The sequence below is a fragment of the Kitasatospora sp. NPDC051705 genome (assembly GCF_044453265.1).
Lineage (GTDB): Bacteria > Actinomycetota > Actinomycetes > Streptomycetales > Streptomycetaceae > Kitasatospora.
The window spans coordinates 26,864-47,647 of the sequence record NZ_JBITCO010000023.1; the positions used below are offsets into that span (position 1 = coordinate 26,864).

Here is a 20,784-nt window from a genome sequence, read left to right on the forward strand (position 1 = left end):
GATCCAACGAACTGGTCCTCGATCGGAAGGCATTCCGGCATGAAGCTCAGCACGTTCAAGGGATCGTCGATCCGGCGAACCGCCTCCCGCGCCGCCCTGGTCCTCGGCGCGGCGGCGACGGCCCTCGGCCTGACGGCCACCGCGGCCGTCGCGGACACCACCGCGGCCAACTTCACGCTCAGCCAGCCCAACTGGCGCTGCGGGGAGTCCCGCATCTCCGGTAACACCAGGCTGACGTTCCAGTGCGACGGCAACCTGGTGCTCTACTACGGCGGCCAGGCGCTCTGGGCGAGCGGCACCTACTGGGGCAACTACATCCCCACCCAGGTCGACTGGTCGCAGAGCGGCTACATCATCCTGATCGACGACTTCGGGCACCACCTCTGCACCATCGGCGCGACCAACTCCGCGCCGGGCGGGCGGGCCAGGATCCAGGACGACGGCAACTTCGTCTTCTACAAGACCAACGGCGGTGCCGCCTGGGCGAGCAACACCTACGGTGCGGGCCAGGGCAACGTGGACTACTGCCACAGCTGACCGGCCTGCGCTCCTCGGCGCGGGGCGCGGGCGGCCGGAAGCCGGGCACCCGGCTTCCGGCCGCTCGGTGGCCCCGCCGGGGTGCCCGGTAGGCTCGGCGGCGTGACCAAAGGTGTGATGTTCGACTTCTCCGGCACCCTCTTCCGGGTCGCCTCGACCGCCCAGTGGCTGGACGCCTTCACCGCCGCCGCCGGCCCGGCGCTGGCCCCCCGCGAGCGCGCCGAACTGCTGGGGCGGCTGGAGGAGTTCGGGGCCCTGCCCGGCGGAGTGCCGCCGCGCCACGTCCCCGCGGAGGTCGAGGAGGCCTGGCGCACCCGCGACCTCACGCCCGAACGGCACCGCGCCGCGTACACCGCGCTCACCGGCGCGGCGGAGCCGCCCGCGGGCCTCGACGTCGACGCGCTCTACGACACCCACATGGCGCCGGAGAGCTGGCGCCCGTACCCGGACACCGCGCCGGTGCTGCGCGAACTGCGCCGCCGGGGCGTGCCGGTCGCGGTCGTCAGCAACATCGGCTGGGACCTGCGGCCGGTCTTCCGAGCCCACGGGCTGGACGGCCTCGTCGACGCCTACGTGCTCTCCTTCGAGCTCGGCGTCCAGAAGCCCGATCCGGCGATCTTCGAGGCCGCCTGCGAGCACCTCGGCCTGGCCCCGGCCGAGGTGCTGATGGTCGGCGACGACCGCACCTGCGACGGCGGCGCGACCGCCCTCGGCTGCGGCTTCCACCCGGTGGAGCACCTGCCGGTCGAGCAGCGCCCGGCCGGTCTCACCCCGCTGCTCGACCGGTTCGCCTGACCGCGCCCCGGGCGGGCGTCCCGACGCGACGCGACGCAGGTCACAGCCCGGCGCCCGGACGCCCGGAGTAGCGTGCGGGGCATGACCGATCAGGACTTCACGACGCGGATCACCGTCCGCGGGTACGAGACCGACGCCCAGGGCCACCTCAACCAGGCGGTCTACCTCCAGTACGCCGAGCACGCCCGCTGGGAGTACCTGCAGGCGGCCGGCATCCGGCAGGCCGAACTGGTGGCCAAGGGGGTGGGCCCGGTCGTGCTGGAGACCACGGTCAAGTACCTGCGGGAGCTGCGCGCGGGCGACGTGGTGGACGTGAGCTGCGAGTTCGTCTGGCGGGGCGGCAAGACCTTCCAGGTGGTGCAGCGCCTGACCCGGGCGGACGGCGTGCTCGCCGCCGAGGTGACCGGGGTCGGCGGCATCCTGGACCTCGCCGAGCGCCGCCTGGTCGCCGACCCGCGCGAGCCGCTGCGCGCGCTGGCCGCCGAACCGAAGCTGCTCGGCCTCTGAACCCCCGGCGGCGCGTGCCCCGATCCGGGGTGCTCGCGAGCGCCTGACAGTCAGCCAGGAGCGGTGCCGGGCCGGGGGATTGCCCCACCCCCGACCGGCCCGCTGCCCGGATGGGCCGGCCGCCCCCGGCGCAGCAGACTTCCCGGCATGCCGAACATCAACCGCACCCTCGCCGCCGCCATCGCGGCCGCCGCCCTCGCCGTCACCGCCCTGGTCGCCCAGCCGGCCGCGGCGGGCCCGGAGACCGCGGGGCGGGACCGCCTCGCCTGGACGTCCTGCCAGGGCGGCGCCGACCCCCGCCAGCAGTGCGCCACCGTCAGCGTCCCGCTGGACTACGCCCACCCGGAGGGCGAGCGGATCACCCTCGCCGTCTCCCGGATCGCGTCGGCGAAGCCGGGCCTGCGCCGGGGCGTGCTGCTGACCGTGCCGGGCGGGCCGGGCGGTTCCGGCGTCGACGTCCCGAGCAGTGCGGTGAAGCGCCTGCCGCAGTCCGTCCTGGACCGCTACGACCTGGTCGGCTTCGACCCGCGCGGGGTGGGCCGCTCCACCCCGGTCAGCTGTGGCCTGGAGCACGACGACCTCGCCATGGTGAAGCTGCGCCCGTGGCCGGCCGCGGACGGCTCCGTCGACGGGAACCTGGCCACCGCCCGCAGGGTCGCCGAGACCTGCGCCCGCAACGGCGGCCCGGTGCTGCGCAGCATCTCCACCCGCAACGAGGCCCGGGACATCGACCGGATCCGGGAGGCCCTCGGCGAGCGCCGGCTCTCCGCCTGGGGCACCTCCTACGGCACGTACGCGGGGGCGGTGTACGCCACCCTGTTCCCCGGGCGCACTGACCGGATCGTGCTGGACAGCAACGACGACCCGGACCCGGCGCGGGTGGGGCGCGGCTGGCTGGCCGCCTTCGGACAGGGCGCCGAGGACCGCTTCCCGGACTTCGCCAGGTGGGCGTCGGCCCCCGGGAACCCGGACCGCCTCGCGGACACCCCGGAGGAGGTCCGCCCGCTCTTCCTGGACCTCGCGGCCCGCCTGGACGCCGTACCGCTGCCCTGGCCGGGCGCCAACCCGGCCGAACTGAACGGCAACGTGCTGCGCGAGACGATGCTGGAGAGCCTGTACGCGGACGCCAGGTTCCCCGGTCTGGCCCGGCTGGTGCTGGCGGCCCTGGGCCGCCGGCCGCTGCCCGCCCCCGTGGCGCCGCCCGAGCAGGTGCTGCAGAACACCATCGCGGTCTCCGTGGGCACGCTCTGCAACGACGTCTCCTGGCCCGCCGACCCGGCCGCCCTCGCCGAGGACGTGGCCGCCGAGCGCGCCGCCCGGCCACTGACCGCGGGCATGCCGGTGAACGCGATGCCGTGCGCCTTCTGGCCGTTCGCGCCCGCCGAGCCGCCGGTGCGGGTGACCGACCGGGGCCCGGCGAACGTCCTGCTGGCGCAGAACCTGCGCGACCCGGCCACCCCGTACCGGGGCGCGCTCCGGCTGCGCGCCGCGCTGGGGGAGCGGGCCCGGATGGTCACGGTGGACTCCGGCGGCCACGACGTGTACGTGGCGAACGGGAACGCCTGCGGTGACGCGGTGGTGACGGACTTCCTGGTCACCGGCCGTCGACCGGCCGCGGACACCTTCTGCCCGGCGGGCTGACCGGGCCGGGCCGGACCGCACTGCGGCGGTGCCGGGGTGACGGACCGTGGACGAACGGCCCTTGCCTCGGCGCGACCGCCCGTGCGACCGACTGGAATGAGCCGAATCTGTGGCGGATTTGTGACAAAGGTTGGCCAACACCCCGCCCTCGCAGGCGATTCGCGGCCGTAGTGTTCCAGCTATGTCACGGAAGAGTCGCATACCTGCCCCGGACGCGGGCGACACCTGGGTGCCGCGCCCCCGGCGCCGTGTGACCCCCCTCGGATTCCTGGGCCACACGGTCACCTTCCTCGGCAGCTGCACCCTCGGCGGGGTGCTGCTGGCCGGCCTGGTCCTCCCCGCGGCCGGCGCGGTCGGGCTGGGCGCGAAGAGCGGCGCCGAGAGCTTCGAGAGCATCCCCGACGACTTCAAGACCCCTCCGCTGACCCAGGCGACGCAGATCTACGACGCCAAGGGCGGCCTGATCGCCAAGGTCTACGAGCGCGACCGCACGGTCATCCCGGCCGAGCAGATGTCGCCGCTGATCCGTCAGGCACAGGTGGACATCGAGGACGCCCGGTTCTACGAGCACGGCGCCGTCGACCTCAAGGGCATCCTGCGGGCGGTCACCAAGAACGCCGAGAGCGGCGCGGCCGTGCAGGGCGCGTCGACGCTGACCCAGCAGTACGTGAAGAACGTGAACGTGGAGAAGGCGGGCGACGACCCGGTCGCGGTCCTGGAGGCACAGCGCAAGACCCTGGGCCGCAAGATCCAGGAACTCCGGTACGCCATCAAGCTGGAGGAGGACCTGACCAAGGAGCAGATCCTCACCAACTACCTCAACATCACCTTCTACGGCCACCAGGCGTACGGCATCGAGGCCGCCTCCCAGCGGTACTTCAGCAAGGACGCCAAGGACCTCACCCTCCCCGAGGCGGCCATGCTCGCCGGGCTGGTGCAGAACCCCTCCCAGTACGACCCGAAGCTGCACCCGGTGGCCGCCCAGAAGCGCCGCGACACCGTCCTCGACAAGATGGTCGAGAACAAGCACATCACCGCGGACCAGGCCAGGGAGGCGAAGGCCGCCCCGCTCGGCCTGAAGTACAAGGACCCGCAGAACGGCTGCATCACCGCCAAGGCCGGCATGGGCTTCTTCTGCGACTACGTGCGCCACGTCGTCAAGCAGGACCCGGTGTTCGGCAAGAACGCCGCCGACCGCAAGAAGCTCTGGGACCAGGGCGGCCTGAACATCTACACCACGCTGGACCCGGAGAAGCAGGCCGCCGCCCAGAACGCCGTCTCCCAGCAGGTGTACGTCACCGACCCGGTGTCGGCGGCGATCACGATGGTCGAGCCCGGCACCGGAAAGATCCTGGCGATGGCCCAGACCCGCCCCTACGGCCTCGCGAAGGAGAAGAACGAGACCGTCGTCAACTACAACGTGGACGCGGCGATGGGCGGCGGCATCGGCTTCCAGCCCGGCTCCAACTTCAAGCCGATCGTGGCCGCCGCCGCCCTGGAGGCCGGCCTGTCGCCCACCCAGCGGTACGACTCCCCGAACCGCATGGACTGGCCGACGATGAAGACCTGCGACGGCACCTGGAAGAACCTCAGCAAGGGCAAGAAGGAGGGCAGCATCCCCAACGAGAGCGCGCGCGAGGTCGGCCCGTACGAGCTCAAGGAGGCGATGGCGCTCTCGGTCAACACCTACTTCGTGCAGATGGAGCAGGAGATCGGCCTCTGCGCCGTCAAGCAGATGGCCAACAAGCTGGGCGTGGCGGGGAAGGCGAGCGGCGACCCGCTGCAGGAGGTGCCCGCCCTCGGCCTCGGCACGCAGGAGGTGAGCCCGCTGGTGATGGCCGATGTGTACGCCACCTTCGCCGCCCGCGGCAGCTACTGCGCGCCGCTGGCGATCAACCGGATCACCACCGTGGACGGCAAGGACGTTCCGGTCAGCCCGGCCAAGTGCTCCGACGTGATGTCGCAGAGCACCGCCGACGTGATCAACAGCGTGCTGCTCGGCGTGACGGAGAAGGGCACCGCCAAGGACCTCGGCCTGGAGGACGGCCGCCAGATCGCCGGCAAGACCGGGACCACGGACGAGAAGAAGTCCGCCTGGTTCACCGGCTACACCGGCAACCTGGCCGCCTCGGTCTGGCTGGGCAGCCCGGGCACCAAGGTGCCGATGAAGAACATCCGGATCGGCGGCCACTACCAGCAGGAGGTGTTCGGGGCGACCGGCCCCGGCCCGATCTGGCAGCAGGCGATGGAGGAGGCCGTCCGGACCATGCCGGAGAAGGACTTCCCGACCGTGTACATCCCGGACCCGCCCAAGCGCGACCCGGCCTGCAGCACGCCCAGCGGGTCCGCCACCCCGACCTGCACGTCCGGCGGGAAGCCGCGCTCCACCAACAGCCCGGTGGGCCGGGCGGGGTCGGCCACCCCGACGGCGCCGGCCGCCCCGCAGGACCCGGAGGACCACTGAACGACGGCGGCCGGTGATCGCCGCCGGCCGGTGGACCGAGGCGATGCGAACCCCGCGGCCCCGCATGAGTACCCGTACTCATGCGGGGCCGCGGTCCGACGGCGCACGATGGCGCCATGCCGCACAGCATCCTCGGAGTCCCCGCCGTGTTCTGGCCCTCGATCGGCTACCTGGCCGGGTGCCTGCCGATCGGGCTGGCCGCGGCCCGGGAACTGCGCACGGGCCGGAGCGCGACCGGCACGGCCGGCCGGTGGGCGGCCGCGGTCTGGACGATGCCCGGCTTCCCGCCGGCACTGGTCCTCAACCCGCTGCCGGACGGCACCGCGGGCCGCTTCCTCTCCGCCACCGCCGCCGGTGCGGCGGGAAACGCGGTGCTGCTGGTCCTGTTCTCACACGCCGCCGGACTGCGCTGAGGCGTCGTCCGGGCCTGGCCGGGGGACCGGGCCTGACGGACCGGACCGGGCCTGACGGACCGGACCGGCTCGACGGACTGCGCCGCGCCGCCGGAGGCGCCCCGGCGCCTACCGAGCCTCGACCGGCTCGCCGCTGTCCTGGTCCAGGTTGAAGACGCGCCGGTACGAGTCGGTGACCACGGTGATCTGGTCCCGCCCCGTCCAGCTGGCCTCCACCAGCCGGGCCTCGTCCGGGGCCCGGCCGATCTCGAGCAGCGACCAGCGCCGGGCCGACCAGCCCTCGCCGGACTCCAGCAGCACCTGCCAGCTGTCGCCCGTCCGCGCCGTGGCCGCGTAGGAGCGGTGCACCACGACCAGGGCCCGTTCGGGCCGCGCCGGGGCGGTCTCCCGGCTGCGGGTCTCGGCCGCCGCGACCTTGTGCGCGGCCAGTACGCCGAGCAGGAACACCACCCCGGCGGTCACCGTCACGGTCCGGGTGGCCGTGCGCAGGGCGGTGCGGCGGTCGCCCAGCCAGGCGGCGGCGATCAGTGCGGCCAGGGCCGCGCCGAGTAACAGCTCGGGCCGGTTCAGCAGGTCGGCGACGAGCATCAGCCCGCCCGACCGGCTCTCCCACTGCCCCTCGGTGTACAGCAGCACGGCGGCCACCCCGCCCGCCACCAGCAGCCTGACCAGGATCCGCCGGGCCTTCGGTGTCCGTTTCCTCATCGTCCCCCCGTCCGAGGTGTCACAGCTGCGCGAGCAGTTCGCGGCCCTCCGGCCAGTCACCCAGCCCCGATTCCGAGTTGAGGTGCCCGAACGCGCCCGGCTCGACGTACCGGGCACCCCACGCCCGCGCGAACTGCCGGGCCCGCTCGGGGGCGGCCCACGGGTCGTCGGAGCTGGCCACGACCACGCTCGGGAACGGGATCGGCGCCAGCGCCACCGGGCGGAAGCCCACCAGCTCCGGGACGTCCGCGGTGTCGATGTCGGCCGGAGCCACCAGCAGCGCCCCCCGCACGGCGGAGGTCCGTGCGGCCGGCGCGGTGGCCGCCCAGCGGGCCACCGCGATGCAGCCGAGGCTGTGGGCCACCAGCACCACCGCCCCGTCGGCGGCCCCGGCCACCGCCGCGTCCACCCGGGCCACCCAGTCCTGCGGGTCGGGCCGGTCCCAGTCCGCCTGTACGACCCGCCGGAAGGACTCCGGCTCGGCGGCCTCCCAACGGCTCTGCCAGTGCTCCGGCCCGGAGTTCTGGTAGCCCGGCAGGACGAGGTAGGTGGTGCGGTCCGGCATGGGCTCCCCCGGGAGGCGGTCGGTCGGTGGCGGGCAGCAGGAGTCTAGGCCGCGCCCGGCCGTCCGCCGCAGCGGGGCGGTGACCCGGCGCACACGACCCATGCCCGGCGTGCCCCGCCGCTCACGCGCCGCAGCACGCCCGGTGCGCCCTGTTGCCAACGGAGGTGCCGGTGCGGGAGTTTGGACCGGCGCCACGGTGGGTGGGGACATCCGAGGGGCGTGCCAGGTCGGTCGTTCGATCATGTGGAGGGATGTCGGCGATGACATCGAAGATCCTGCTCGTCACCGGGGACGCCGCCGAGTCGCTGGAGGTGTTCTACCCGTACCAGCGGCTGCGCGAGGAGGGCTACCAGGTCGACATCGCCGCCCCGACGAAGAAGCGCCTGCAGTTCGTCGTCCACGACTTCGTCGAGGGCTACGACACCTACACCGAGAAGCCCGGCTACACCTGGCCCGCCGACCTCGCCCTCGCCGACGTCGACCCGGCCGACTACGTGGCCCTGGTCATCCCCGGCGGCCGCGCCCCCGAGTACCTGCGCAACGACCCAGACCTGCAGCGGATCGTCCGGCACTTCTTCGAGGGGGACAAGCCGGTCGCGCAGATCTGCCACGGCCCGCTGATCACCGCGGCCGCCGGGGTGCTGTCCGGCCGCCGCAGCGCCGCCTACCCGGCGCTGGAGCCGGACGTGAAGGCGGCCGGCGCCGAGTACGTCGACGGTGAGGCGGTCGTCGACGGCGTGGTCGTCTCGGCGCGTGCCTGGCCCGACCACCCGGCCTGGCTGCGGGCCTTCGTCGAGGTGCTGCGCACCAAGGCGCCGCTGGCCTGACCCGCGCCCGGCCGCCGCGCCTCCGGAACCGACCGGGGCGCGGCGGCCGGGCGCGGGTGGTCGTGGCGGGGGCGGTCGCGACGGGGGCCCGTGCGGCGGCGCCGGTGCGTACCCCTACGCTGACCGCCGACAGGAACCGCCGACCGCCACCAGGAGGACGCGCCATGGCAGAGCCGTTGATCGCCGCAGTCGGGGGCCGGGTGCCCGCCGTCGACCCGGGCGCCTTCGTCGCGCCGAACGCGGTCGTGGTGGGGGACGTGACGATCGGCGCGGGCGCCGGCGTCTGGTACGGCGCGGTGCTGCGCGGCGACGCGGAGTCCATCACCGTGGGCCGGGACAGCAACATCCAGGACAACTGCACCCTGCACGCCGATCCCGGGTTCCCGCTGGTGGTCGGCGAGCGGATCTCGGTCGGCCACAACGCGGTGCTGCACGGTTGCCTGGTCGAGGACGACGCCCTGGTCGGGATGAACGCCACCGTGCTCAACGGCGCCCGGATCGGCGCCGGGTCGCTGGTCGCGGCCGGTGCGGTGGTGCCGCAGGGCATGCAGGTGCCGCCGGGCTGCCTGGTCGCGGGCGTGCCGGCCAGGGTCCGCCGGGAGCTGACCGAGGACGAGCGGGCCGGCATCAAGTCCAACGGCCTGGGCTACCTGTTGCTGGCCGAGGCCCACCGGGAGATCGAGCCCCGGGGCGCCGGGGGCTGACGGCCGGGGCTCGCCAGTCCGGCGTCCACGCGCGAGACTGGGGTCATGTGCCGCAACATCAAGACGCTGCGACCGCCGGTGACGCCCGACGCCGACGAGGCCGACTTCCGGGCCGCCGCGCTGCAGTACGTCCGCAAGGTGTCCGGGTTCCGCGCCCCGGCGGCGCACAACCGCGAGGCCTTCGACCGGGCGGTGGACGCCGTCGCCGAGGCCACCGCCAGGCTGCTCGCCGAACTCGAGGTCCGGGGCGCACCCGCCCGGGCCGCCGAGGCCACCGCGTAGGACAGGCCCCAGCCGGGCGAGCGGCGGGCCGGCCCGCCGGGACCAGGAGATGGCGATGAACCCACCCGACCGTTACGCGCTGACCTTCCCCGGGACCCCGGGCACCCAGGCCCCGCAGGACGTCGTCGTGGTCACCCGCACCAGCGGGAAGGGCCCCGGCGGACACCCCGTGTACGAGGACGCCAGCGGCATCGTCCGCGCGGAGATCAGCGACGCCGGGGAGGTCCGGATGCTCGCCAGCGGCGGCCACCAGACGCCGCACCTGCCGGTGCACGCACAGCCGCTGCCCTGACGCGTCGACGCGGAGGTCCGCCGGCCGGATTTCGCCGAACCGCCCGGCGCGCGGTGGTGCCCGGGGCAGAATCGCCCCCATGACCACAGCGCGCTGGCAGGGCACCGTCGTCGCCGAGAGCGACCGGACGATCGTCGTCGAGGGCAACCACTACTTCCCGGCCGATTCGGTCCGGGGCGAGTTCCTGCGCCCGTCCGACACCACCACCGTGTGCGGCTGGAAGGGCACGGCCGGCTACTACACGCTGGAGGTGGACGGCCTGACCAACCCCGACGCGGCCTGGTTCTACGCGGATCCGAAGCCGGAGGCCGAGCAGGTGCGCGACCGGGTGGCCTTCTGGCGAGGGGTGGAGATCAGCGAGTAGCGCGTACCGGTGGGGCGGAGGGGGTACCCGACCACCATGGCACTCTTCCGAAAGAACGGACGTTCGGAGCCCGAGCCGGCCGCCGCTCCCGCCGTCCCGGGGCCGGACGCCGTTCCCGAGGGCGCCCTGGCGGGCGAGCTCGCCGAACTGGTCGAGGGCGCCGAGCGGCCCCTCGGGGACTGGCAGGTCGCCGAGTACCGGGCCGAGCGCGGCCGCGCCCGTGCCCTGCTGGCCAGGACGGCGCGCCGGCTCGGGAGCGGCGGCAGGGCGGCGGCCAAGGGCGCAACGCTGGGCGGCCGGGCGCTCACCGAGCAGCTGGTGCAGACGGCGCCCCGGCTCCCGGTACGCGACCTCGCCACCCTGCGGGCCCAGCACCCCGATGCGGCCCACCCCGAGGCGCTCGCCGACCTGCTGGTGAGCGGTGCGGTCCGGGCCTCCAGCGCGCTCGGGGCGGGCGTGGGCGCGATGGCGATGCTGCCGGTGCCGCCCGCGATGGCGCTGGAGATCGCGGCCGAGACGCTCGCGGTGGCGGCCGTGGAGATCAAGCTGATCGCGGAGCTGCACGAGGTCTACGGCGCCCGGGCGCCGGGTTCCGGGGCGCAGCGCGCCGGGGCCTACCTGGGGGCCTGGGCCAACCGGCGGGGCGTGGACGCCGGGGTGCTGGCCCGGCCGGCCGGCTTCGCCGCCCTGGCGGTCGGTGCGGAGGTCCGCCAGCAGGTCAGCCGCCGGCTGACCCGCAGCTCGTTGCGCCGGCTGCCGTCGGTGACCCCGCTGCTGGTGGGGGCCGGGATCGGCGCCACCATGAACCGGCGCGACACCCGCCGACTGGCCGACGAGGTCCGCGCGGACCTGCGCGCGCGCCGCCCGGTGGAGCGCGGCTACTGGGCCGCCGCGGCGCCGGTGGTCAAGGGCGAGGCGGTCGACGGGGGCTGACGGCCACGGCGTCGACGGCTCGGACGGACGGGGCCGGCGGGGCCGGTGAGGCGGGAGCCGGGGGAGCGGCGGGCCCCGGGGCGGAGGCCGGCCCACGCCCGGGCCGGAGAGGGGGCGTGGGCCGGAGAGGGGCCGGGCTCAGGTCCCCGGTGGTCCGGGGGCGCCCGCGCCGCGGCCGGCCTTGACGGCGTTGACCATGGCCTGGTGGATCGCCCGGGCGGTGATCTCGTCGGCGGCCGCCACCGGGCTTCCCGCCACCGTGTACCAGTCCAGTGCGCCGGTGTACTGCACGGTCAGCCGGGCCTCGCCGTCCACCCAGGTGGTGTGCACGGTGAGGTCGCCGGAGATCGGGCCGACTTCGGCGGTGGTGACCCCGCCGGGCCCGCTGATGATCGACTGGGTGGTCCAGGTCGCCCACGTGGTGTGCGGGTCGACGGGCGGTCGGGTCTGCCCGCTGGTTTGATCGTGTTCGGTCATGCGCTTATCCTCCCCCGCCGGTGGGTCGCCGCCGGGGCAGCGACACCTGCGGTCACGAAGGCCGCCCGGTCCCGCCGGGCGGCCGCTGCTCACGGATGTTCAGCCGTCCACGCCCCACTCGTCCGGAGTGGGCTCGCCCTCCGCCTGGGAGGTCTCCTGCGCGTGCAGGTTCTGCATCGAGGTGACGCCCTCCTCGGGATCCGCGGCGCGGACGTCCTCGTCGCGGTCGGTGCTCACCTCGAACCGTTCGCTCATGTCGGTCATCGCGGGCTCCGTCCGATCGGCCGGCCCGGGCGCGCCTGACCGCAGGCGTGACCCGGTCGGGTCTGTCCCTCCCCTCCAGCGTGCCTCCACCCCGCCGCCGGGGCCAGCCGGGTGACCGGTCCGCGGCCGGGCGGGGGCGCCGTCCGGTCGGACTCGGCGGCCCGGCGGAGCGCCGACCGTCCGTGCAGTGCCCGTCCGTGCGGTGCCCCGCCGTCCGCCGCGAGCGTCACCAGGTGACGGGCAGCGACCGCATCCCGTAGATGAGCGCCTCGGAGCGGAACTCCAGCTCCTCCCGCGGGGCCGACAGCCGCAGGCCGGGCAGCCGGCGGAAGAGCGTGGCCAGGGCGATCTGGAGCTCCGCGCGGGCCAGCGGCTGTCCGAGGCACTGGTGCACGCCGAAGCCGAAGGCCATGTGCCGCCTGGCGTCCCGGTCCAGGTCGAGCTCGTGGACCGGTCGTCGGTCGGCGCCGCCGAAGAGCTCCTCGTCCTGGTTGGCGGTGGAGAGCAGCGCGATCACGCCCTCCCCGGCCCGGATCAGGGTGCCGCCGAGCTCGACGTCCTCCAGCGCCACCCGGGGCAGTCCGCTGTCCACGATGGTGAGGTGGCGCAGCAGCTCCTCCACCGCGCCGGGCAGTGCGGCGGGATCGGCGAGCCGGGGGATCTGGTCGGGCTGTTCGAGCAGCAGGGCGGTGGAGAGCGCGATCATGTTCGCGGTCGTCTCGTGCCCCGCGATCAGCAGCAGCAGGCCGGTGGCGGCGACCTCGCGCGGGGTGAGGTCGTCCCGGACGGCGAGCCGGCTGAGGATGTCCTCGCCCGGCTCCTCCCGCTTGCGGGAGGTGAGGTCGCCGAGGTAGTCCAGCAGCTCGTCCTGGGCGGCGGAGACCTCCTCGACCGTGCTGTGCTTGCTGAGCAGCGTCCGGCTGAGGCCCTGGAAGCGGTCCCGGTCCTGGTACGGGACGCCCAGCAGCAGGCAGATCACCAGCGAGGGGACGGGCAGGGCGAAGTCGGCGACGAGGTCGGCCCCGTCCCTGCCCCCGGTCATCCGGTCGAGCGCCTCGTCGACGATCCGCTGGATGTCGGGGCGCATCGCCTCGACCCGCTTGACCAGGAAGTCGCCGGTGACCATCCGGCGCTGCCGGGCGTGCTCGGGGTCGTCGAGCCGCAGGAAGCTGGGGGGACTGGCGAGGATCAGCTCCCGGCGGCCGGCCACCAGCATCGGGAAGGCCGGGTGGCGGATGTCCGCGCTGAACCGGCGGTCGGACAGCACGGTGCGGACCTCGGCGTAGCCGGTGGCGAGCCAGCAGGACTCGCCGCCCGGCAGGTCGGCGCGGGTGACGGCCGCGGTCGCGGCGGCCTCGGTGTAGGCGGGCGGCGGGCTGAACGGGCAGCCGGTGTCGCGCGGGGCCGGCATCGGCACGGCCCGGGTGGTGGGTGTGCTCGTCAAGGTGGGGTCTCCTTGCGTCGCGTGTCCTCGGTGGGGGAATCGGTGTCGGGAGTGATGTCGTGGTCCGGCGGCGGTCCTGGGCGCCGGCGGGCCGGCGCCCGCGGTCAGCCCGCGTCCGCGGCCGGCTGCGGCTCGGACTCCGCCGCGTGGTCGGACCCGGTCCCCGGCGCGGGCTCGACGACGCTGATCGCGCCGCCGGGGCAGAGCTGGGCTGCGAGTCTCAGCACCGCGAACTGCTCGGGCCGGAACTCGGTCTGACGGAGCCTCACCAGGCTGTCCCGGTCGTCCTGGTCGAAGATCTCGGGGGCGTTCATGACGCACATGCCGGAGCTGCAGCAGCGGTCCCGGTCGACGCTCACCTGCATGGGTGGGCACCTCTCGCCAGGGCGGCGCCGGGCGTCCGGCGGCCGCCTCTCGTTGTCATTGCCAACCTAACCGCCAGTCCTGCGTCCACGGAGGGTGCGGTGCCGGGATCGTCCAGATTGGCCGATTCGGTACGGGTTCGGAACTCGACCGCGGTACCGGAGGTTTGAATTGACGTTACTCCGTCAACGTACGGTTCACAGCCCCTCGGCGGCCGCGATTTCCCGGACGGCGGCGAGGGTGTCGGCCTCGGCCGCGGTCTTGTCCGGCCGGTAGCGCACCACCCGGGCGAACCGCAGCGCCAGCCCGGCCGGGTAGCGGGGGCTGCGCTGGACGCCGTCGAAGGCGATCTCCACGACCAGTTCCGGTCGGACCCGAACCGTCCAGTCGTCCCGGTCCGTCTCGCGGGCCAGGAGTTCGGCGGTCTGCCAGGCGAGCACCTCGTCGGTGAGCCCCTTGAAGGTCTTGCCGAGCATCACCCAGGGGGCGGCCCCGGGTTCGTCCGCCGCCCGGGCGCCCAGGTGCAGGTTGCTGAGGAACCCGCGCCGCCGCCCGCTGCCCCACTCGGCGGCCAGCACCACCAGGTCCAGGGTGTGCCGGGGCTTCACCTTGATCCATCCTGCCCCGCGGCGTCCGGCGGCGTAGCCGGCCGCCTGGTCCTTGACCAGCACGCCCTCGTGGCCGAGCGCCAGGGTGTCGCGGAAGAACGCCAGGGCCCGCTCGGTGTCGCCGGTCTCCGTCCTGGCCACCCGCAGGCCGTCCGGGACCGCCTCGGCGAGCGCCGCCCAGCGCTCCCGGCCCGGTCGGTCCACCAGGTCCTCGCCGTCCCGGTGCAGCAGGTCGAAGAAGTAGGCGTGGAGCGGGACCTCGGCCCGCAGCCGGTCCGGATCCCGGCGGGACGCGGTGCGCGCGGCGGTCTCCTGGAACGGGCGCGGCCGTCCGTCGGGCCCGAGCGCGATCGCCTCGCCGTCCAGCACCGCGGAGCGCAGCGGCAGGGCGAGCGCGGCCTCGACCACCTCGGGGACGCGCGCGGTGATGTCGTCCAGGCCGCGGGTGAACACCGCGACCTCCCCGCCGTCCCGGTGCACCTGGATCCGGACGCCGTCCAGCTTCCACTCCAGGGCGGCCGGCCCGGTGCGCTCCAGGGCCGAGACCACGTCCGGCGCGGAGGCGGCGAGCATCGGCCGCACGGCCCGGCCGACCTCCAGCCGGAACGCCGCCAGCGCGGGCACCCCGCCGCTCAGCGCGGCCTCGGCCACCGCGCGGGCCGAGCCGCGGAACATCAGCGCCCGCCGCACCTCCGCCGCCGGCACCCCGGCGGCCAGTGCGACGGCGTTGCCGACCACCGCGTCCAGCGCGCCCTGGCGCAGGTCGCCGACCAACACCGCGCGCAGGAACGCCTGCTCGACCTCCGTCGCCCGCGCGAAGAGCCCGGTGAGCAGCCGCCGCCGCTCGGCCTGCGCGCCCGTCCCGTGCACCGCGGCGATCCGCTCCAGCTCCCGTTCGGTCTCCCGCACGCCGAGGGAGGCCCCGGCGGCGGGCGGCGGCAGGTCGCGCAGGCCGGCCGGGCCGATCCCGGTGCGCAGCCGCTGCGACTCGCCCGAGAGCAGGGCCACCGCCGACGGGGCCTCGGCCGGGCCCAGCTCGCGCAGGCAGTCCGCGAGCAGCGTGGTCTTGGCCCGCCGTCCGGGTTCGGCCGCCACGGCGCGGGAGGTGAGGGCCAGGTGCCGCAGCCGCATGAGGCGCTCCTCGGGTGGTCCCGGTGCGGCCGCCGACGGATCCGGGCGGCCTGGTCCAGGATCGGCGACCGCGGCGGGCCCCGCACGGTGGCGCGCATCCGGTACACCGCCGGAGTGGAGTACGCGGACGGTCGGTCCTGTCCGCGGCGGAGATCGGCGCGGGGCCGACGGGCCGTCATGCTGGCGCCACACGCGGCCCGGCGATCCCGGGCCCGCCCGACCGAGGAGACCGAGTTGACCACCACCACCCGCTGGACCGTCGGCGCGCCGGAAGCCGCCGACTACCCCGCCTGGCGCGAACTCTTCCGCGGCTACTGCGCGTTCTACCGGGTGCCGATGCCGGAGCAGAAGGCCGAACTGGTCTGGTCCTGGCTCACCGACCCGGAGCACGAGCTGTGGGGCCTGCTGGTCCGCGACGCCGGGGGGACGCCGGTCGGCCTGGCCCACTACCGCCCGTTCTCGCGCCCCCTGCACGGCGCCGTCGGCGGTTTCCTGGACGACCTGTTCGTCGCCCCCGGGGTGCGCGGCGGCGGTGCGGTGGACGAGCTGCTGGCGCGCCTGCGGGAGATCGCCGCCGAGCGCGGCTGGACCACCGTCCGCTGGATCACCGCGGACGACAACCACCGGGCCCGCAGCAAGTACGACCAGGTGGCCACCCGGACGATGTTCGTCACCTACGACATGGCCCCCGACCAGCCCTGATCCGCCGGCCCCACCGGCCGCCGGTCCACCGCGGCGGCGTGTCACCGCGGCGGCGTGTCACCGGGCGCCCGCGCCGCCGCGGACCGCGGCGGGACCGGGCCCGTGACGACTCCGCCGGACATTCGTTCGGACTTTCTGTTATCCGCGCGCCGCCGGAGGGTCTCCCAGGTGTCGGCACCCGACGGCCGACCCGGACAGAAAGCGTGGCCACGTGAACAGCGACGACAGGACGACCATCCTCCCGGCGAACGGCGCCGAGGGGGGCGTGCGGGGCGGAGCGCCCGGACGCTCCGCCCGCCGGGCCGCCCAGCGGCACGCGGAACACCACGGAGGCCGGAGCCGAAGGGGCCGGAGGCGCGGCCCGCTCGGACCGGTCACCGCGGTCGTCGCCGCGGTGGCAGGCACCGGGCTGCTCGCCGCCCTCGCCGGGGCCGGCTACGCGGCGTACGGCGGCAAGCAGACCGACCGCGACCAGGCGGGCCAGGAGGCGGTGGCGGCCGCGCTGATCGCCGCGGAGGCCGGCACGCACGACGGCATCCAGGTGCCGGGCGCCGGGGGAGCCGACTTCGGCGCGTCCGGGGCCCCGGTCAACATGTCCGCCACCGAGCCGGCGCCGACCCCGACCGGCTCCACCGCCCCGGCCTCCCCGACCGCGACCGCCACGCCCTCGCCCACCGCCACCGCGACCGCCACCACGAGCCCGACCGCCACCACGAAGCCGAGCCCGACCGCCACCGCCAAGTCCACCGGCACCCCGACCGGCACGCCGCGCAGCGGCGGGTCCGCCGCCGCGAGCACCGCCGCGCCCGCTCCGGTGGGCGGCGGCGCCTCCCCCTCGTACGCCCAGCAGGTCGTCGACCTGGTCAACGCCGAACGCGCCAAGGCCGGTTGCGGCCCGGTCACCGCCGAGTCCCGGCTGGCCAGCGCCGCCCAGTCGCACAGCGACGACATGGCGAACCGCAACTACTTCGACCACGCCAGCCCCGAGGGGTACCACGCCGACCACCGGATCGAGGCGGTCGGCTACCGCTGGAGCACCTGGGGCGAGAACATCGCCCGCGGCCAGCAGGACCCGGCCGCGGTGATGGACGCCTGGATGAACAGCCCGGGCCACCGCGCGAACATCCTGAACTGCGCGTTCAAGCAGCTCGGGGTGGGCGTGCGGACCGGGTCCGGCGGTCCGTGGTGGACCCAGGTCTTCGCCGCCCCGGCCTGATCGGCCCCCTTGGTCCAGCCTCCGGTCCAGCCCATTGGTCCAGGCCGATTTTCCGATTCCGCGAACATTGTTGTTATCTGATCACTCCCCACGGGTCTCCGAGGAGGCATCGGCGGACGGAACACGGCAAGACGGAGTGCGGACCATGAACGCTGACGTGCAGAACAGGACCGGGACCACCCTGGTACGCGCGGCCCAGGCGGGCGACCGGCAGGCGCAGGAGGCGCTGGTCGCCGCCTGGCTGCCGCTCGTCTACAACGTGGCCGGCCGCGCCCTCGGCGGCCACGCCGACGTCGACGACGTCGCCCAGGAGACGATGATCCGCGCCCTGGACGGCCTCGACGGGCTGCGCGACCCGGACTGCTTCCGGTCCTGGTTGGTCGCCATCACCATGAACCAGGTCCGCCGGCGCCACGCCGCCGGGCAGCAGCAGCCCACCGTCGGCGGCCTCGACGAGACCTGGGAGGTCCCGGACCCGCGGGCCGACTTCACCGACCTCACCATCCTGCGCCTCGGCCTCTCCGGCCAGCGCCGGGAGGTCGCCGAGGCCACCCGCTGGCTCGACCCCGACGACCGCGAACTGCTCTCCCTCTGGTGGCTGGAGGCCAGCGGCGAGCTCACCCGCGCCGAGCTCGCCGAATCCCTCGACCTGAGCCCGCAGCACACCGCCGTCCGGGTCCAGCGGATGAAGAAGCAGCTCGAAGCCGGCCGGGTCGTCGTCCGGGCCCTCGGCGCCTACCCCCGATGCCCCGAACTCGCCGAGGTCACCGTCGGGTTCGACGGCACCCCGAACTCCGTGTGGCGCAAGCGCATCGCCCGCCACATCCGCAGCTGCGTCACCTGCGACCGGCTCGGCCGCGACCTCTTCCCCGCCGAAGGACTGCTGGCCGGCCTCGCCCTCGTCCCGATCCCGTTCGACTCGCCCGCACTGCTGCACTTCCAGCACACCGCCGCCACCGTCGCCGGCGCCCAGGGCTCCGCCGCCGGCCACGGCGCCGCGGGCGCCCACGGCGGCTGGGCCGGGACGGCCGCCCGCAAGGCCGTCCTGGCGAGCGGGGCGGTCGCGGTGGTGGCCGTCACCACCCTCGCCCTGGTCTGGTCGCGCCCCGCCGAGACCCCGGTCGAGGCGGCTCCCGAGCCCACCACCCCGGCCGCCGCCCTCGACACCCCGGTGGTGGACACCCCGACGGCCACCGCCACCCCGGTCGCCGCCCCGGTCACCCTCGCCGCCACCCCGGCGCCCGCGCCGACGCCCACCGACACTCCCGCCGGCACGCCCACGCCCAGCGCGACGCCCACCGCCACCCGGTCGGTCGCGGCCCCGCCGCCCAGCCCGGAGCGGCAGCTCGTCGACCTGGTCAACGCCGAGCGCGCCAAGGTCGGCTGCGCCCCGCTGCGGATCGACACCCGGCTGCACGCCGCCGCCCAGAAGCACGCCGAGGACATGGTCGCGCGCGGGTTCTTCGACCACGTCAACCCCGACGGGGTCCGCACCGACGCCAGGATCACCGCGGCCGGCTACCGCTGGTCCCAGTGGGGCGAGAACCTCGACCGGGGGCCGACCGCGCCCGCCGTGGTGTTCACGCGCTGGATGGACGGCGGCATCCACCAGTCCAACATGCTGGACTGCGGCTTCAAGGACGTCGGCGTCGGCGTGGCCACCGGCCCGGCCGGCGGCTACTGGACCCAGGACCTGGGCGCGCCGCTGAGCTGACGCCCCGACCGGCCGGGCCGGGGCGGGCCCGGTCGGGCCCGCCGTGGTCGGAAAGCCCCTGGCCGGAGTCGCTGTGGTCGGAGGGGTCGCGGCCGGAGGGGGCCGGGGCGGCGGGCGGCCTCGCTAGGCGGGGGTGACCCCGACCAGGCCGTCCGCGGACCCGGTCACGAACCCGGTGGCCTCGCCGACGACGCCCCCGGCGTCCCCGACCTGCCCGGGCAGCGCGTCGGGCGCGCTCGTCGACGGCCCGGGCGTACCGTCCTGCCCCCCGACGGCGCTGGCGTGCGCGCTCGGCGCGGTCAGCGAGGCGACGAAGCCCACGGCGAGCGAGGCAACGGCAAGCATGCTGCGCTTCTTCATGGCAGGCCCAACGAGAATGGGCCGCCCGGGTTACGGGTCGGGGCCGACGCCGGGCGACCTTTCCGGTGGCGGGAGGTATGGGAGGGCGGTGGGATGGGGAGGGGTCGGGAATGATTCCGGCAAATCGGTCGATTCGCCGTGTGTCGGAGTCGCCGCCAGGACCTGTCAGGACCTCCACCGCGACACGAAGGGCAACCGATGCACGCAGCCGAGCTCTCCCCGGCCGTCCTCGCCGAGCTGCGCCGCCCCCGGCGCTACCCGGCCGTCTCCGTCCTGCTGCCCACCCACCGCAGCGAGCCCGAAAACAGCCAGGACCCGGTCCGTCTGCGCAACCTCGTCGCCGAGGCGAAGAACCGGTTGCACGCCGACGAGGCCGTCAGCCGGGCCGACCGGCTGGACGTCGTCGAACAGCTGGACCGCGCGCTCACCGAGGTCGACCTCGTGCACGCCGAGGACGGCCTGGTGATCTTCGCGGCGCCCGGCGAGTACCAGGTGTGGTCCCTGCCGCGCCCGGTGCCGGCCCGGGTCGTGGTGTCGGACACCTTCCTGACCCGCAACCTGGTCGCCGCCCACGCCGGGGGTGCGCCCTTCTGGGTGCTGACCGTGGCCGCCGACCGCGCCGCCCTGTTCGGGGGGAGCGGGACGACCCTGGTCGAGCACACCGGGGGAGGCTTCCCCGTCGACCACGTCCGGCCCGACTGGGACGTCGAGCGCCAGGAACGGATCGGGGACGTGCCGAGCACCTTCCGCGACGAGGAGACCCGCCGCTTCCTGCGCTCGGCCGACACCGCGCTGGCCGCCGTGCTGGAGGCGGACAACCGGCCGCTCTTCGTGCTCGGCGAGGCGGCGGCGCTCTCGCTGCTCGACGAGGTCGGCGGCGCCGCCAAGCGGGCCGCCGCCCAGGTCTCCCGCGGCGGCCTCGGCCACGCCTCCGCCGCCGCGGTGGCGGAGGCCGTCCGGGCCGCCGTCGCCGAGCAGGGCCGCAGGGCGGTGACCGAGCTGCAGGAGCGCTTGGACCAGGCCCAGGGCGTGAAGGGCCTGGCCGCCGGCATGGACGAGGTCTGGCAGTCCGTCAGCGAGGGCCGGGCCGCCGTGGTCGCGGTCGAGGAGGACTACTGGGAGCCCGTCCGGGTGACGGACAACCACCTCGTCCCGGCGCCCGCCGGTGAGCCCGACGTCCGCGAGGACATGGTCGACGAGATCGTCGAGCGTGCTCTCGACACCGGGGCCAAGGTGCAGTTCGTCCCCACCGGCGACCTCGCGTCCCGCGGCCGCATCGCCGCCGTCCTACGGTACTGACCCTCCCGGCACCGACCCGCCCGGCCTCCGGCCACCACCGTCGGCCGGCGCCGACGCGGCCCCGTGGTGCGGGCCCCCCCCCCGCGGGGGCCCCCCCGCTGGGTTAGAGCTGGGGGCGGGCGCGCCCCGGACGCCCGGGTAGGACGGACGCCCGGGGGCGCCGGGGGTGGGGGTCGA

Annotated in this window: 24 protein-coding genes; 16 read left to right on the forward strand and 8 right to left on the reverse strand. The window is 75.2% G+C overall.

Annotation, left to right across the window (positions count from 1 at the left end; translation table 11 throughout):
• The first annotated feature begins 39 nt into the window (after window positions 1–39).
• The 6 genes from ACIA8Q_RS25270 (at window position 40) to ACIA8Q_RS25295 (ending at window position 6,357) form a co-directional block, all read left to right on the forward strand.
• Window positions 40–537: a hypothetical protein gene (locus tag ACIA8Q_RS25270; protein WP_387904111.1), complete on the forward strand. Its 498-nt coding sequence runs from the start codon at window positions 40–42 to the stop codon at window positions 535–537.
• 117 nt (window positions 538–654) lie between these two features.
• Window positions 655–1,332, forward strand: a complete 678-nt coding sequence (locus ACIA8Q_RS25275; protein ID WP_396317740.1) for an HAD-IA family hydrolase — start codon at window positions 655–657, stop codon at window positions 1,330–1,332.
• Window positions 1,333–1,413: 81 nt separating this feature from the next.
• On the forward strand, window positions 1,414–1,839 hold the full coding sequence (locus ACIA8Q_RS25280; RefSeq protein ID WP_387904112.1) for an acyl-CoA thioesterase: 426 nt from the start codon (window positions 1,414–1,416) through the stop codon (window positions 1,837–1,839).
• 147 nt (window positions 1,840–1,986) lie between these two features.
• Window positions 1,987–3,480, forward strand: a complete 1,494-nt coding sequence (locus ACIA8Q_RS25285) for an alpha/beta hydrolase (protein ID WP_396317722.1) — start codon at window positions 1,987–1,989, stop codon at window positions 3,478–3,480.
• A gap of 181 nt (window positions 3,481–3,661) precedes the next feature.
• Window positions 3,662–5,944 carry a transglycosylase domain-containing protein gene (locus ACIA8Q_RS25290; RefSeq protein ID WP_363364637.1) on the forward strand — a complete coding sequence of 761 codons (2,283 nt, stop codon included), beginning with the start codon at window positions 3,662–3,664 and terminating at the stop codon, window positions 5,942–5,944.
• A gap of 116 nt (window positions 5,945–6,060) precedes the next feature.
• Window positions 6,061–6,357, forward strand: coding sequence for a hypothetical protein (locus ACIA8Q_RS25295; protein ID WP_360220264.1), 297 nt, complete (start codon window positions 6,061–6,063; stop codon window positions 6,355–6,357).
• A gap of 108 nt (window positions 6,358–6,465) precedes the next feature.
• Here ACIA8Q_RS25295 and ACIA8Q_RS25300 read toward each other — a convergent pair whose 3' ends face one another.
• Together ACIA8Q_RS25300 and ACIA8Q_RS25305 are read right to left on the reverse strand one after the other, a co-directional pair.
• Entirely contained in the window at window positions 6,466–7,062 is a 597-nt protein-coding gene (locus ACIA8Q_RS25300; protein ID WP_360220266.1) for a hypothetical protein, read from the reverse strand.
• Between the two features lie 19 nt (window positions 7,063–7,081).
• Complete coding sequence (locus ACIA8Q_RS25305; protein WP_396317723.1) at window positions 7,082–7,627, reverse strand: RBBP9/YdeN family alpha/beta hydrolase; 546 nt, start codon at window positions 7,625–7,627, stop codon at window positions 7,082–7,084.
• 260 nt (window positions 7,628–7,887) lie between these two features.
• Between ACIA8Q_RS25305 and ACIA8Q_RS25310 the strand changes: the two genes are divergently transcribed.
• From ACIA8Q_RS25310 to ACIA8Q_RS25335, 6 genes are all read left to right on the forward strand, one after another.
• Window positions 7,888–8,454: a DJ-1/PfpI family protein gene (locus ACIA8Q_RS25310; protein ID WP_360220272.1), complete on the forward strand. Its 567-nt coding sequence runs from the start codon at window positions 7,888–7,890 to the stop codon at window positions 8,452–8,454.
• A gap of 164 nt (window positions 8,455–8,618) precedes the next feature.
• Window positions 8,619–9,158, forward strand: a complete 540-nt coding sequence (locus tag ACIA8Q_RS25315; protein WP_360213635.1) for a gamma carbonic anhydrase family protein — start codon at window positions 8,619–8,621, stop codon at window positions 9,156–9,158.
• Between the two features lie 45 nt (window positions 9,159–9,203).
• Entirely contained in the window at window positions 9,204–9,440 is a 237-nt protein-coding gene (locus ACIA8Q_RS25320; RefSeq protein WP_360213637.1) for a DUF2277 domain-containing protein, read from the forward strand.
• 55 nt (window positions 9,441–9,495) lie between these two features.
• Window positions 9,496–9,732, forward strand: a complete 237-nt coding sequence (locus tag ACIA8Q_RS25325) for a DUF6296 family protein (RefSeq protein WP_360213639.1) — start codon at window positions 9,496–9,498, stop codon at window positions 9,730–9,732.
• 79 nt (window positions 9,733–9,811) lie between these two features.
• Complete coding sequence (locus tag ACIA8Q_RS25330) at window positions 9,812–10,096, forward strand: DUF427 domain-containing protein (RefSeq protein WP_360213641.1); 285 nt, start codon at window positions 9,812–9,814, stop codon at window positions 10,094–10,096.
• A 36-nt stretch (window positions 10,097–10,132) separates the two neighbouring features.
• A complete protein-coding gene (locus ACIA8Q_RS25335; protein WP_360213643.1) occupies window positions 10,133–11,029 on the forward strand; it encodes a hypothetical protein in 897 nt (298 codons plus the stop codon).
• Window positions 11,030–11,167: 138 nt separating this feature from the next.
• Here ACIA8Q_RS25335 and ACIA8Q_RS25340 read toward each other — a convergent pair whose 3' ends face one another.
• The 5 genes from ACIA8Q_RS25340 to ACIA8Q_RS25360 all read right to left on the reverse strand — a co-directional run bounded on the left by ACIA8Q_RS25340 (window position 11,168) and on the right by ACIA8Q_RS25360 (window position 15,316).
• Window positions 11,168–11,506 (reverse strand): hypothetical protein, encoded by a 339-nt coding sequence (locus ACIA8Q_RS25340; RefSeq protein WP_360213645.1) that lies wholly within the window; start codon window positions 11,504–11,506, stop codon window positions 11,168–11,170.
• Between the two features lie 99 nt (window positions 11,507–11,605).
• Entirely contained in the window at window positions 11,606–11,770 is a 165-nt protein-coding gene (locus ACIA8Q_RS25345) for a hypothetical protein (RefSeq protein WP_360213647.1), read from the reverse strand.
• Between the two features lie 226 nt (window positions 11,771–11,996).
• On the reverse strand, window positions 11,997–13,214 hold the full coding sequence (locus ACIA8Q_RS25350; RefSeq protein ID WP_387904132.1) for a cytochrome P450: 1,218 nt from the start codon (window positions 13,212–13,214) through the stop codon (window positions 11,997–11,999).
• A 104-nt stretch (window positions 13,215–13,318) separates the two neighbouring features.
• Entirely contained in the window at window positions 13,319–13,579 is a 261-nt protein-coding gene (locus tag ACIA8Q_RS25355; protein ID WP_360213649.1) for a ferredoxin, read from the reverse strand.
• Window positions 13,580–13,774: 195 nt separating this feature from the next.
• Window positions 13,775–15,316: an ATP-dependent DNA ligase gene (locus tag ACIA8Q_RS25360; protein WP_360213651.1), complete on the reverse strand. Its 1,542-nt coding sequence runs from the start codon at window positions 15,314–15,316 to the stop codon at window positions 13,775–13,777.
• 234 nt (window positions 15,317–15,550) lie between these two features.
• On the opposite strand from ACIA8Q_RS25360, the gene ACIA8Q_RS25365 reads away from it, so the two are divergent.
• From ACIA8Q_RS25365 to ACIA8Q_RS25375, 3 genes are all read left to right on the forward strand, one after another.
• Window positions 15,551–16,018, forward strand: a complete 468-nt coding sequence (locus tag ACIA8Q_RS25365) for a GNAT family N-acetyltransferase (protein ID WP_360213653.1) — start codon at window positions 15,551–15,553, stop codon at window positions 16,016–16,018.
• A gap of 394 nt (window positions 16,019–16,412) precedes the next feature.
• Window positions 16,413–17,234, forward strand: coding sequence for a CAP domain-containing protein (locus ACIA8Q_RS25370; protein ID WP_360213655.1), 822 nt, complete (start codon window positions 16,413–16,415; stop codon window positions 17,232–17,234).
• 145 nt (window positions 17,235–17,379) lie between these two features.
• The gene (locus tag ACIA8Q_RS25375; protein ID WP_360213657.1) at window positions 17,380–18,948 is read left to right on the forward strand and encodes a sigma-70 family RNA polymerase sigma factor; all 1,569 of its coding nucleotides are present in this window, start codon (window positions 17,380–17,382) and stop codon (window positions 18,946–18,948) included.
• Window positions 18,949–19,071: 123 nt separating this feature from the next.
• Here the strand turns inward: ACIA8Q_RS25375 and ACIA8Q_RS25380 are convergent, their stop codons facing one another.
• Complete coding sequence (locus ACIA8Q_RS25380; RefSeq protein ID WP_360213659.1) at window positions 19,072–19,293, reverse strand: hypothetical protein; 222 nt, start codon at window positions 19,291–19,293, stop codon at window positions 19,072–19,074.
• 213 nt (window positions 19,294–19,506) lie between these two features.
• On the opposite strand from ACIA8Q_RS25380, the gene ACIA8Q_RS25385 reads away from it, so the two are divergent.
• Window positions 19,507–20,607 (forward strand): chemotaxis protein, encoded by a 1,101-nt coding sequence (locus ACIA8Q_RS25385; protein WP_360213661.1) that lies wholly within the window; start codon window positions 19,507–19,509, stop codon window positions 20,605–20,607.
• The last annotated feature ends 177 nt before the right edge of the window (window positions 20,608–20,784 follow it).